The sequence below is a fragment of the Corynebacterium sp. BF-R-2 genome (assembly GCF_024586525.1).
Taxonomy (GTDB): Bacteria; Actinomycetota; Actinomycetes; order Mycobacteriales; family Mycobacteriaceae; genus Corynebacterium; species Corynebacterium singulare.
This window is the reverse complement of sequence record NZ_JAMFTP010000013.1, coordinates 43,008-55,073: the sequence shown is the minus strand read 5'-3', so window position 1 is coordinate 55,073 and position 12,066 is coordinate 43,008. Positions and strand designations below refer to the sequence as shown.

Here is a 12,066-nt window from a genome sequence, read left to right as displayed (position 1 = left end):
GTACACCTCGACTGTGATGTGGGATACTTAGTTCACTCAATGAGATGTGATAAGGAAAGGACACGTTATGAACAGCCCGCGCACGGAGGGGGAGGCTGGCGAGAAACTCGCCGTCTATGCCTTCCCCCTCGTTATTGTTGCCTGCGCCGCCGTGGCCTTTATGTCCCCGAGTACTTTCGAGCCGGTGGGGCAGTACACCAAGCAGTTGCTCATGGTGATCATGTTCTCCATGGGTCTCACGCTCACCTTTCCGGACTTGGCTCTAGTGGCGAAACGCCCGCTGCCCATTTTCCTCGGGGTTCTCTGCCAATTTGCCATTATGCCGACGAGCGCCCTGCTGGTGGCGAAAATACTGGGGCTTTCCGACGCCGCCACTGTCGGCCTCATCCTCCTCGGCTCCGTCCCCGGCGGCACGGCCTCCAACGTCATGGCCTATCTGGCGAAAGGAGACGTTGCATTATCCGTCGCAATGACGTCGGTGTCCACGCTGGTATCACCCATCATGACTCCGCTGCTCATGCTGTGGTTGGCCGGTGAGACGGCGGATGTCGACGGCGCCGGCATGATGTGGTCACTAGTGCAGACCGTTCTGATCCCCGTGGGACTCGGCCTGCTACTGCGGGTCATCGCGAGCACGGTCGTGGACAAGATCCTTCCCGTACTGCCGTGGGTGGCCATCGCCGGCATCGGAGCGGTGGTCATGGCGGTGGTGTCACAGTCACAGGACAAGCTGGTGACCGTGGGTCTCATTGTCTTCGTGGGCGTAGCCATCCAGAACGCTATTGGTTTCCTTTGTGGCTACTACTTGGCCAAGCTAGCCCGTGAACGCGAGTCCGCTGCCCGCACCACGGCCATTGAGGTGGCCACCCAGAACTCCGGCCTGGCGTCAGCCTTAGCGCTGCAGTTCTTTACCCCGGAGGCGGCCCTCCCAGGCGTGGTGGCCGCTGTGTGGGCCAATGTCACCGGCGCTATCTTTTCCGCTATTGTGCGCCGCACGCCGCTTGATGAAGCGCCGATGGATGAAGAGCTGGCTACTCAGAAGGCAGGCTAGACCTCGCTGAGGTCTTGGTCCTTCAGCTCTTTCATGATGAGGATGGCGATGAGAGAGACGAAGCAGACGGCGATGAGGTAGTAGCCCACGTAGTTGACGTTGTACTCACGAACTAGCCACGTGGCGATGAACGGCGCAACGGCAGCACCGAGGATGGAGGAAACATTGTAGGCAATTCCCGATCCCGTGTAGCGGACATTGGTGGGGAAGAGCTCCGGAAGAACGGCAGACATTGGGCCGAAGATAAGACCCATGCAGAACATGCCGATCAGCAGGAAGCCCAAGACCGAGTTGCGGTCAGCTACCTCGATGCCCAGGAAGTACGGGAAGCTGAAGCCGAAGGCAATCATCACGATGGAGGTTGCCACGAGAATGGGCTTGCGGCCATATTTATCGGAGAGCATAGAGGAAACCGGAATGCCGAGGATGAACATGAAGATGGAGATCAGCTGAATCTCCAGGAACTCCAAATAGGGAATGCCCAAGCCGAGGCCCAGTTCCTTATCACCAATACCGTAGGACAAAATCCACGTGGTTACCAGGTAGAACTGGGTGTAGCAGGAGACCATGACGAAGGTGCCGATGATCATTGGCTTCCACGAGGTCTTGAAGGCTTCGACCATAGGAGTTTTAGCCTTCTTGCCTTGGTCCACGGCCTTCTGGAAGACCGGGGTTTCCTCCAAGCGCAACCGCACGTACAGGCCAATAAGGACCATGACCGCCGAGGCCAAGAAAGGCAGGCGCCAGCCCCATTCCATGAACGCGCCCGTGGTATCACCACGGTTGTAGTCTAACGTTGCAACCAGGGTCAGGAAGAAGCCATTGGCCAACAGAAAGCCAACCGGAGCTCCGAACTGAGGCCACATCGCGGCAAATGCACGTTTTCCGTCCTTAGCAGTCTCGGAGGCCAGCAGCGCAGCACCGGACCATTCGCCGCCCAGGCCCAGCCCCTGGCAGAAGCGCATGAGGGCAAGCAGCGCCGGGGCAATAATGCCTGCCGTCTGGTACGTGGGCAGCAGACCGATGATAAAGGTCGCGATTCCCATGGTCAGCAGGGCACCCACTAGGGTGGCTTTGCGGCCGATGCGGTCGCCGAAGTGTCCAAAGAGGACTGAGCCCACGGGGCGGGCAATAAACGCTAGGCCGAAGGTGGCGAAGGATTGCAGCAAGGCAACCGTCGGATCCTCGGTCTTGGGGAAGAAGAGGAAAGGAAAGACGGCTACAGCTGCGGTGGCATAAATATAGAAGTCATAGAACTCAATTGTGGTGCCGATGGTTGAAGCTACGGCGATGCGTACACGGTCTCGTGAGGTGAGCTCAGCCGGGCTGCTTGCTTGCGCAGGTCGTGCGCTGTCTATTGCAGTCATTGGGGCGTCCTCCTTGGAATTTCAATAGGATGATTGGTTATTAGAAATCATAAAGTCTCACAGTCTGGAACACAAGTCTCATGCGGTGAAATATTTTCCGGCGGAGGGCCTGAGGCGCTATGTGATGAAGCGGTTAGCCTTGCGATGAAGCGCTTGCAGTGTTGTTGATAGCCCGCAAGGTGCCGTGTAGCTCGGGGCAGCCTTATGTAAACCCCCAGACCTGGCCCCCCAGACATGCTGGTCGGCGGGAAGGTGCCGGAAAGCGCAGGCGAAGAGTGACCTGCATGTCTGGGGTTTGAGGTCTGGGGAAATGGGTGCCAGGTAGCGCGAGGGAGGTAGCGCGATGTGCGCGGTTGGCGTAGTGGCGGGGAACTGAGGTCGCCGCATTATCTGACATAATGTACATTATCGGACAGTTATATAAGCAGTGCTAGGCTGTGGTACTGACGGCGCTGCCTCGTCCCACCCTCCGGTAGCTACACTGGGATATATGACTATTCAGCACATCGTAGATAAGCCGTCGCGGGCTGCGCTCTTTCTCGTCCTTGATATCAATCCCGGCGGCGAGGATGCGGTTCGGGATATGCTCACCGGATTCAGCGGACTATATAAGTCAGTCAACTTCCGCTATAACGAGGCGGATCTATTCACCGTCGTGGGCATTGGCGCTTCTCTGTGGCCGCGCCTCACCACCGCGCCCATTCCTCAGCATCTCCGTGAGTTTGAGGCCATTGACGCCGCGCACAAGGCGCCGGCAACTCCTGGCGATATCTTGCTGCACTTCCGTGCCAATAGTTACGACCTCTGCCATGAGCTGGCTCGTCAAGTGCTCGACCAGCTCGGTCCGGCTGCCACCGTGGTCGATGAGACGCACGGCTTTAAATACCTTGACCAGCGCGATCTTCTAGGCTTCGTGGATGGAACGGCAAACCCCCTGGCGCAGGAGGCTTTGGATGCGGTGCTACTCGGCGACGATGCTGATTATCCACGCGGATCTTACGTCACAGTACAAAAATACATCCATGACATGGACGCGTGGCACGAGCTAACCACTGAGGAGCAAGAAAAAGTTATTGGGCGCACCAAAGCGGACGATATTGAGCTTGGTGAAGCGGACAAGCCCAGTAACTCCCACGTTGCGCTCAATGACCTCGATGAGGATATCTACCGCGAGAATATGGTCTTTGGTTCCTTCGCCTCCGGCGAGATGGGCACCTACTTTATTGGTTATGCGAATGATCCGGAAAATATCAACAAGCGTCTGCGTCAGATGTTTGTTGGCGAGCCTGCCGGTAATTATGATCGCATTCTCGATTTTTCCACCGCCTTAACCGGAACGAACTTCTTCGTCCCCAGTGCGGATCTCCTGAAGAGCTTCGATGAACTTCCCCATTAAAGTCAAGTGACTGTAATGGGGGTATATGGAAGTACGGGGAAATTGGGCATTTTAGCGCTGTCGGTAGGCAATGACGAGTTGTATGAGAGTTAAAGCAACCAGAACTGCTGAGAACGCCGCCAGGACTTTCGTACCCGTAAACCAGATAAAGATTCCGAAACCCGCAAGCACAGCGAGGCGCACCCAGAGGACGGTGATGAGGTGTCGAGATTCCATGGTGCTACTTCTGAAGGGTCACGCGGACGTTCACTTCGCCGACCTCAGAAATCTTGGCGGCGATCATCTCGGGAGTCTCTACGCCGAAATCCAAGCGATTAATCGGGATATCGCCGCCGAGGATGATGGTGTCTCCATCTCGAACGACCTGGAAATCGGTGGTCACGTTCTTGGTCTCACCGTGGATGGTCAAGTCACCGGTGAGCGAGACGGTGGCCGGTGAGGCATCATCAGGCACAGCGGAGAGATCAGCCGGGGTGGTTAACGTAAACGTGGACTCTGGGAAGTCGGCGACCTCAAAGAGCTTCGTCTTCATGTTCTGGTCACGAACCTTCTTATCCGTAGTCAGCGTGGTCATGTCGACGGTAATGGTTGCTTCTTTGACGGTAGAACCCGAAATACTGGCCTGACCAGTCACTTCCTTGGTGGAACCGGAGGTCGTGCGTTTGTCAGCGGGCAGGATTTCATCGATAGTAAAGCCGGCGGACGTGAAGTTGTAGGGAGAGCCCTTCACCACGTGCCACTCACCATCGAGCTCTGTGGTTGCTGCCTTAACCCTGTCCAGATTGATCGGCTCAGTCTTGACGCCGCGGCCCATGACCAGCGAAAACACCATCGGACCAAGGGCCAGTGCTGTCGAAGCTAGGATCAGGATCACGAAGACAGTGATGACTAGTTTGCGGTTACCTAACAGCGATTTCATGTTCTATCTCAATTCCTCCAGATTGCGAGCCAACGTCACCAGTTCGGTACACAATTCCTTCATCTCTTCGGCGCTGGCGCTTTCCGACGCCGCCGTAGCCACATCCTCCGCACAGCACCGCAGTTCAAAGAGTCCATCCCGGAGCTGGTCGGCTTTGTCCGGGGTTAGGATGACGGCATCGGCAGGAATCGTGGTTCCGGCAACATTCTGACGCTGTTCATATGCACGCTGCTTGCAGGAGGCCGAGCAGAACTTGCGTGGGCGTCCTCGGCCGCCTTGCGCAATCTCCTTGCCGCACCATTGGCAGGTTGCGGCGTTGTTGCGACGCGGCGACCCCGGCTGCCGATCCTGTGTACCAATCACTCCACACACCTTAGCCCATAAAGCTGAGGGTGGGAACAAAGGCTAAAGCCTGTTCGTTATACTGGAGGAACTTTAAGTGATAAAGGTCGATCCTGATCCCTCCCTCACTACTTGAAAAGGATGATGTTGCATGGCAGATCGCGTGCTTCGTGGCAGCCGTATGGGCGCTGTGAGCTACGAAACCGACCGTGACCACGACTTGGCACCCCGCCAGATGGTGAAGTACCGCACTGAGGACGGCGAAATCTATGAGGTGCCGTTCGCTGACGATGCGGAGATCCCTGAGGAGTGGATGTGCAAGAACGGTAGGCTCGGCACCCTTGTCGAAGGCGAAGGCGTGGAATCCAAGCCCACCAAGCCGCCGCGTACCCACTGGGACATGCTGCGTGAGCGCCGCTCCATCGAGGAACTGGATGAGTTGCTGACGGAGCGCATTGATAACCTTCGCTCCCGCCGCCGCGCTGCTGCCCGCCTGCTCAAGGAGCAAAAGGAACAGGAAGAAAGCGAGTCCTAGCTGGACTGCGCTTTGGCAAAGTTAAAGGGTAGAGGCCCCATGGGAGCCTCTACCCTATTTTTGTTCTATTGATGCTGCGCGTCGGTCATTGCTAGTTCTGGCCACTGCAGCGCTAGCTCAGACGGCTAGCGCTTGCTCGAGCGCTGAACCAAGTGGGTAACGTCACCGATAAACTCGCTCACGGCGTTCTTGATCTTGGTGGCCTTTGCGCCGAGTTCGAGATCTTCCACGGTGCGGCTGGCCAGCTTGGACACTTCACCACTGAAATCGCTGACCTGCTCGGAACGGTGAGCAACGCCCCACTTGGTGACCTCAAGGAGGGAGTCCTTAACAAAAGAACCGTCCAGCTTGGATTCTCCCAGCTCACGCTCGGTAAAGGTGATCGGCACCTCGCGGACGTCAAAACCATCCTTGATGGCGCGGAAAGCCACGTCCACCTGGAAGATGTAACCGGCCTTAGACAGGTCATCGAAGTCAAGGTGCTCGAGCAGCTCACGGCGGAAGGCACGGTAGCCGGCGGTCATGTCGCTGATTCCTGCGCCGAGTGCGACGGAGATGTACTTGTTGCCCAGACGCGAGAGAAGCTCACGGTTGGCCGGCCAGTTGACGGTTTCGCCGCCCGGCACGTAGCGGGAGCCAATGACGAGGTCGGCTCCCTTCTCAATCTCCTCGAGCAGCAGGTGCAGCTGCTCTGGTGCGTGGGAGCCATCCGCATCCATTTCACACAGGACCTGGTAATCCTTCTCCAGACCCCACTCAAAGCCAGCGATATAAGCTCCCAGCAGGCCGCCCTTGCCCTCGCGGTGCAGCACGTGAAGGTTGGAGTCCTCCGCTGCCAGCTTGTCGGCTGCCTCGCCGGTGCCATCCGGGGAGTTATCGTCAACGATGAGGATGTGAACCTCAGGCGTGGCTTTACGCACGCGGCCGGTAATCAGCGGCAGGTTCTCAATCTCATTGTAGGTAGGGATGATGACCAGGGTGGATTCGCGGGTCGAGCTCACTAGTTCTTTGCTCCTTTGGGTTTAAGACGAGGCGTGCTGCTCCGGGTAGTAAAGGAAGTGGAATAGACCGCCAGCAGCGCGCAGACCGTTCCAATAATAGTCATGAGCCATTGCAGGATCGAACCATAACGCACCGCAAAAGTACGTCCTTCTCGTAGCGGGAGTTCTTCTTCAAGGTAGGCAGGCTCAAAGATGCCACTAGCTTGGCTCACGCTGCCGTCTGGATGAACGATGGCGGAGACTCCAGAGGTCGCGGCCACGACGACGGCCCGGTCAGCTTCCATCGCTCGCAACCGGCTCATCGCGAGTTGCTGGTAGGTCATGTCGGAATCGCTGAAGGTGGCGTTGTTGGTAGGCGTGGTCAGGATCTGCGCGCCGTTATCGATGGCAGTGCGGACGGCCTGGTCAAAGCTCACCTCATAGCAAGTGGCAATGCCCACCGTCGTGCCAGCCATGGTGACTACACCGGGCCCATCTCCGGGTTTCATATCCCCTGCAAGCTCCACCAGATCGGTGATCTTGGCAAAGAAGTCGCGCATCGGCATGGTCTCGCCAAAAGGCTGCAGGTACTTCTTGTGGTGATGCTCACCTGCCGAACCATCCGGGTTGAACACCTGCATGGTGTTGCGCGCGCCCACCTCATCTGTCGTTAATGTGCCGACGAGGATGGGGGCGTTGATGTCGCGGGAGGCGGCGTCGATAAGCATCCGTGCGTCCTTGTTAGTGAACGGATTGATATCGGAGGCATTCTCGGGCCAGATGACGATGTCAGGGTGTGCGCCGTTGTGGGCGGCTTGTTCAGTGACGCGCACGTGGTTGTCCAGCACCGCGCGGCGTTGCGCTGCGAAGTCCAGGCCAAGCCGCGGGACGTTGCCCTGCACTGCCGCGATGGTCACCGTTCCCGTGGTCCGTGAATCACGACCTATCCCCTGTCCTGCCAGAATGCCTGCCAGCAGGGGAAGCGCAATGAGCGCGCAGGCGAGCCTCGGTGCACGAGCCAATCCCACCACACCTGCGGCTGCACACACTGCTGCGAAGGTGATGAGAGCGGGGCCTCCCCACGGTGCGAGGTTAGCCAGTGGCCCCTCAATTTGCCCCCAGGCCAGGCGGACCCAGGAAAAGCCGCCGAAAGGTACCGAAGAGCGCAGCATCTCCACCGCAACATAAAAGAAAGGGAAGAGCGCGAAGCCGTACTTCCAGCGCAGCAGCGCAGACCCGCCGATGCCGAGCAGGATGCTGTAGAGGGACAAAAACAACGCCAGTGCGATATAGGGCATCGAGCCCACAAGCTCGCCAATCCACGGCAGTGTGAACACGTAGAGCACAGCACTGTGCACTGCGGCGATGAGTGCGGACCATGCCAAGGAAGGCTCAGTCGTGCGCCACGGCGCGAGCGCAGCCACCAGCAGCGCCACGCCGATAATTCCGGCTGCCCACCAACCCCGCGGTTCGATGGCGAGGTAGGTGACGGCGCCGGATGTGGCCGCCAGGATCAGTCGAGCGATAATCCCCAGCACTAGTTCTTGCCGTCCTCAAAGTCCTCAGGCTTGACGTTCTTGGTCCAATCCCGCAGCTCGTCCTCGTCGATCACTTCAGGAGACGGGGTATTCGGCGTCATCGGGCCGGCGTTGCCGAAGGAACCATAGGAGTCTCGGTGCTGAGCCATCGGAGAGGCCTCATAGGCGCGGATGCCCATGTCCTCAATCTTCTTAAACATCGACGCTGCTAGCATCATGCGAATCAGCGAACGCGTTGGTGCAAAGATAAACAGCGCACCGAGCACAGTAGACACGAAGCCAGGCATGGATAGCAGAATGCCTCCCACCATCGTCAGGCCCACGTTGCCGGCTGTCTTTCCAGGGGTCGGATCCTCCATGAAGTACATGCCATCTCCTGCTTGGCGGATGCGGCTCGACATCATGCGGCGCACCTCCAGGCTGGCAATGGTCATGCCGAAGAACATGGTCAGCGCTAGGGCAAGTAGGGCCCAGAGGACGCCGATCCACTGCGCGACGGCCCAGAAGGCGAGGGTTTCCAGAAGGATGTACGCGATGAACAGAACAAAGGGCATGCTGCCTACCCTACTTGCTTTACCAGCCGGTTCGCTGTTGCCCCTCCCAGGCCTATTAGACTAGCCCACCATGTCCCATACCCTGCACTTCTATCCCGCCGGCGGCGTGGTCACCCCTGAGCAGTGGCTAGCGCTGGGCCAGGTCGCGCGCGAGCACGCCGATGGCTATGTGTATCTCGAAGAGCACAGCGTGCTCACCCTTCGCGGAGTTGATGATGAGGCTGCGGTGAGCAGTGTGTCTCTTCCACGGACTCCTCCACGCGTCGTGGCCTCTCCCCTGTCTGCGCAGGCGCGATCGGTTGCTGCCCGCGTGGCTGAAGAGATCTCGGCTGCACTTGCTGAACACGAAGCGGAAGGGAACGCTTTACGTGAGACCGTTATTGGTATCGATGGCGGCCTAGGTGACATCCTCAGCCAGGGCGTGTCCACTGGCTTGCAGCTGCGCACACCTGAGGACTCGACGGTTGTTCGCCTCATCGAGGCAGGTCAGGTAAAAGGCGAGGAGCTTGCGCTTGACGACGCCCTCCCCGACCTCATCACCGCTCTCCTAAAGACCATAGATGAGGTAGATAGCCCTACTTCAGATTCGGCAGCGGAGGCAGCGGCATCCCTGCACCCCGCACCAATTGGTTGGCTTACCGAGCACACTGCCGAAGGACGAGTCGATCTGGGCGCGGGTCTCCACAAGGGCGCTTTGCCGGGTGAATACGCCGGACTGATTGCACAGCTCGATGTGCCGGTCACTGTCACTCCGTGGCGCGGCCTCGTTATCCACGACCTTGCCGATGGCGATGCCGACGTTGTTCTGCGGGTGCTTGCCCCGCGGGGCTTTATCTTCGACGTGAACTCGCCGCACCTTCAGGATTAGCGCGGCATATGCCGCCAGATGGGACGCGGCACGAGCTTCATGACCCAGGCTAGGAGCCGAAGCGCACGAGGGATCCACACGGTCCGTGACTGGGTTCCCGACTCGATAGCCTTCGTTACTGCCTCAGCCACACTGTCTGGCGTAACGGACAACGGAGCAGGTTTCATTCCCTTGGTCATAGAACCGATAACGAAGCCTGGCCGTGCAGTGATGAGGGCAAGATTGCTGCCGTGGAGACGATCAGCCAACCCTTGGCAGAAGGCATCGAGTCCGGCTTTGGTCGAGCCGTACACATAATTGGCGCGGCGGGCTCGCCATCCAGCGATGGAGGAAAAGGCGACGATGTGGCCCGACGTCATGACATCAGCTAGCACGGTGAGCATGGACACCTGCGCTGCATAGTCCACCAGCGCGATATCGAAAGCGTGGGCTTCATCGTGCTCTGCGCGGTTGTGATCCCCCAAGATGCCGAAGGCCACCACGGCGGTTGTGATCTCCTCGCCGGCCAGCTGGGCAGCTTGTGCCACTACTTCGCGGTGCTGGTCTACCTGGGTGGCATCAAAAGATAGTGTATGGACGGCGGTTGCCCCGGCATGAACGAGTTCCTCGCTGAGGGCTTCCATGCCTTGCTCACCACGCGCAGCCAACACCACCGGGCGGCCCTGGCAGAGCCTGCGGGCGAGTTCGCCACCTATGTCGCTGCGTCCACCCAGAATGAGCAGTGCTCCCATTAGCGCAGCTCCCTCGGTGCCTGGTTGAGGGACTCATAACCATCCTCAGTGGTCACCACGATATCTTCCAAGCGCATTCCCCATTTCCCGGGCACGTAGATGCCCGGCTCGATGGAAAAGGCCATAGACGCAGCTAGTTCTAAACTGTTTCCCGCCATGATGAAAGGCTCTTCGTGGGTTGAGAGCCCGATACCGTGGCCAGTGCGGTGCGTAAAGAACTCTCCCCAGCCAGCTTCCTCAATGACCTCACGGGTGGCGCGGTCAATGTCCTGGGCGGTCGCTCCCGGGCGGATGGCGGCACGGCTGGCAGCTTGGGCCTGCTCCAGCACCGCATAAGCCTCCAGAAAATCCTCTGGTGCAGCACTTGGATCGCCGCCTACGACATAAGTCCTCGTGCAATCGGAGTGATAACCCGAGGGCACAGTACCTCCGATGTCGACGACAACCGGATCCCCTGCTGCAAGAATGCGTTCTCCGAAGTCATAATGCGGGTTCGCGCCGTGGGCACCGGAACCAACGATGATGAAATCCACCGACGTGTGCTCTCGCAAGATGAGGGTCCGAAGGTCCTCGGCAACCTCGGCTTCGGTACCTCCAGGCTGCAAGAGTCCAGGTACCTGCGCATGTACCGCATCGATCGCTCGTGCGGCGTGGCGCAGTTCCGAAATCTCCTCGTCCTCTTTGCGCGTAAACAGATCAGCGAGGGCGGTGGTGGCGAGAACGAAGGAAGAGCCATCAAGCACTTCCTGGAAACGCAACACGTGATCGGCCGTCAGGGTTGAACCCAGCGCCACCTTTCGCGGAGTGCACCCCTCTAACGCCAGTGCGTAGGGATTCTCGCCGTCACTCCAACCACGCAAACGGGCAGCAACGCCCTCAAGGGATTCGATATCCGTGCGGGGAGCCACGATAACTGGCTCAGCATCAGGGCGAATCACTAGGCAGGTCAAACGTTCATGGGAGGACACCCAGGAACCGGTGAGATAAGCAAACTCGGCACCGGTGCCTACCAGTGCAACATCGATTCCTTGGGCAGCCACTGCCTCACGGGCGCGCTGAAGGCGGGAAGGATAATCAGTCATGCCCGCCAGCCTACCGCGCTGTACGCGGGCTCCTCGTTAGGCTGGAGTTCATGGAGCCTCATCCCGCTGCCGTCAAGATCCGCACCCGACAGGGCTACTGCTCGGGTGTGCTTGTTGACGCCTCCCTTCTACCCCGCCCGCAGCTCCGCGCCCAGCTGGTGCTCACCTGCGCTCATTTTTTCCGTGATGGGATTGAGGAAGGGGACCACTACAAAGTTAGCGGCGGATTCAACCGCAGGCTCACAGCCGTGCGCACCATTGATGGCACAGACATGGCCCTGTGCTTGCTGGACAGCCCAGCTCCTCCCCGTGATGTGCCGGGGCTGGACACACGGACCCCAGGCTTCCGCGAGGAGATTCTGACGTGGGGCTACGGCGGTAAGGCTCGGCGCGCCCAACAACGCCGAGGGCGCTTTCTCATGCCCTTCTTCCGCATATGGTCCGTTGACTTTCGGACGACCGTCTCCCCCGCCGGCATGGTGTTCAACACAGTGCCCGCGGTGAAAGGTGATTCCGGCGGACCGGCACTGGTGGGCGATGATGTCGTGGGTACCCAAGCGCTCATACTCAACCCCTTCGGGAAGAACCTGCGCATTGCCACGCTCGCACTCGTTGGTACACACCGCCCAGCACTCGTGGCTGCTGCGACCGCGCTCCTTGCAGGGGCGGATGAACATGAGACCCGGCCCGAGAAGCCGTGAAC

General features: G+C 59.0%; 14 protein-coding genes. 5 read left to right on the top strand and 9 right to left on the bottom strand.

Annotated features, from left to right (window positions below; all coding sequences use genetic code 11):
• Nucleotides 1-67 precede the first annotated feature (67 nt).
• Nucleotides 68-1,051, top strand: a complete 984-nt coding sequence (locus tag M5J09_RS10435) for a bile acid:sodium symporter family protein (protein ID WP_257157805.1) — start codon at nucleotides 68-70, stop codon at nucleotides 1,049-1,051.
• Here the strand turns inward: M5J09_RS10435 and M5J09_RS10430 are convergent.
• Entirely contained in the window at nucleotides 1,048-2,418 is a 1,371-nt protein-coding gene (locus M5J09_RS10430) for an MFS transporter (protein WP_257157804.1), read from the bottom strand. The two genes, M5J09_RS10435 and M5J09_RS10430, sit on opposite strands and share 4 nt — an antisense overlap.
• 490 nt (nucleotides 2,419-2,908) lie before the next feature.
• Here M5J09_RS10430 and M5J09_RS10425 point away from each other — a divergent pair, with 490 nt between their 5' ends.
• Complete coding sequence (locus tag M5J09_RS10425; protein WP_257157803.1) at nucleotides 2,909-3,814, top strand: Dyp-type peroxidase; 906 nt, start codon at nucleotides 2,909-2,911, stop codon at nucleotides 3,812-3,814.
• 51 nt (nucleotides 3,815-3,865) lie between these two features.
• Here M5J09_RS10425 and M5J09_RS10420 read toward each other — a convergent pair whose 3' ends face one another.
• Genes M5J09_RS10420 through M5J09_RS10410 form a run of 3 tightly spaced genes read right to left on the bottom strand, consistent with a single transcriptional unit; the run spans nucleotide 3,866 to nucleotide 5,096 of the window.
• Nucleotides 3,866-4,030 (bottom strand): hypothetical protein, encoded by a 165-nt coding sequence (locus M5J09_RS10420; protein WP_186302177.1) that lies wholly within the window; start codon nucleotides 4,028-4,030, stop codon nucleotides 3,866-3,868.
• A gap of 4 nt (nucleotides 4,031-4,034) precedes the next feature.
• Nucleotides 4,035-4,733, bottom strand: coding sequence for a YceI family protein (locus tag M5J09_RS10415; RefSeq protein ID WP_257157802.1), 699 nt, complete (start codon nucleotides 4,731-4,733; stop codon nucleotides 4,035-4,037).
• A 3-nt stretch (nucleotides 4,734-4,736) separates the two neighbouring features.
• The gene (locus tag M5J09_RS10410; RefSeq protein WP_042530875.1) at nucleotides 4,737-5,096 is read right to left on the bottom strand and encodes a hypothetical protein; all 360 of its coding nucleotides are present in this window, start codon (nucleotides 5,094-5,096) and stop codon (nucleotides 4,737-4,739) included.
• Between the two features lie 130 nt (nucleotides 5,097-5,226).
• Here M5J09_RS10410 and M5J09_RS10405 point away from each other — a divergent pair, with 130 nt between their 5' ends.
• Nucleotides 5,227-5,610: an RNA polymerase-binding protein RbpA gene (locus M5J09_RS10405; protein WP_257157801.1), complete on the top strand. Its 384-nt coding sequence runs from the start codon at nucleotides 5,227-5,229 to the stop codon at nucleotides 5,608-5,610.
• Nucleotides 5,611-5,735: 125 nt separating this feature from the next.
• Here M5J09_RS10405 and M5J09_RS10400 read toward each other — a convergent pair whose 3' ends face one another.
• From M5J09_RS10400 to M5J09_RS10390, 3 genes are read right to left on the bottom strand one after another with little or no spacing between them, the layout of a single operon-like run.
• Nucleotides 5,736-6,611 carry a polyprenol monophosphomannose synthase gene (locus tag M5J09_RS10400; protein ID WP_042530871.1) on the bottom strand — a complete coding sequence of 292 codons (876 nt, stop codon included), beginning with the start codon at nucleotides 6,609-6,611 and terminating at the stop codon, nucleotides 5,736-5,738.
• A complete protein-coding gene (gene lnt / locus M5J09_RS10395; protein ID WP_374982122.1) occupies nucleotides 6,611-8,128 on the bottom strand; it encodes an apolipoprotein N-acyltransferase in 1,518 nt (505 codons plus the stop codon). The genes M5J09_RS10400 and lnt overlap by 1 nt, the downstream gene beginning before the upstream one ends.
• Nucleotides 8,128-8,682, bottom strand: a complete 555-nt coding sequence (locus tag M5J09_RS10390) for an FxsA family protein (RefSeq protein ID WP_257157800.1) — start codon at nucleotides 8,680-8,682, stop codon at nucleotides 8,128-8,130. Before M5J09_RS10390 ends, lnt begins: the two co-directional genes overlap by 1 nt.
• Before the next feature lie 70 nt (nucleotides 8,683-8,752).
• Between M5J09_RS10390 and M5J09_RS10385 the strand changes: the two genes are divergently transcribed.
• Nucleotides 8,753-9,550: a cobalamin biosynthesis protein gene (locus M5J09_RS10385; RefSeq protein WP_257157799.1), complete on the top strand. Its 798-nt coding sequence runs from the start codon at nucleotides 8,753-8,755 to the stop codon at nucleotides 9,548-9,550.
• Here M5J09_RS10385 and M5J09_RS10380 read toward each other — a convergent pair.
• Both M5J09_RS10380 and M5J09_RS10375 read right to left on the bottom strand, forming a co-directional pair.
• Nucleotides 9,547-10,281 (bottom strand): SDR family oxidoreductase, encoded by a 735-nt coding sequence (locus M5J09_RS10380; RefSeq protein ID WP_257157798.1) that lies wholly within the window; start codon nucleotides 10,279-10,281, stop codon nucleotides 9,547-9,549. The two genes, M5J09_RS10385 and M5J09_RS10380, sit on opposite strands and share 4 nt — an antisense overlap.
• Entirely contained in the window at nucleotides 10,281-11,363 is a 1,083-nt protein-coding gene (locus M5J09_RS10375) for a Xaa-Pro peptidase family protein (protein ID WP_257157797.1), read from the bottom strand. Before M5J09_RS10375 ends, M5J09_RS10380 begins: the two co-directional genes overlap by 1 nt.
• Before the next feature lie 50 nt (nucleotides 11,364-11,413).
• Here M5J09_RS10375 and M5J09_RS10370 point away from each other — a divergent pair, with 50 nt between their 5' ends.
• Entirely contained in the window at nucleotides 11,414-12,064 is a 651-nt protein-coding gene (locus tag M5J09_RS10370) for a hypothetical protein (protein ID WP_257157796.1), read from the top strand.
• The last annotated feature ends 2 nt before the right edge of the window (nucleotides 12,065-12,066 follow it).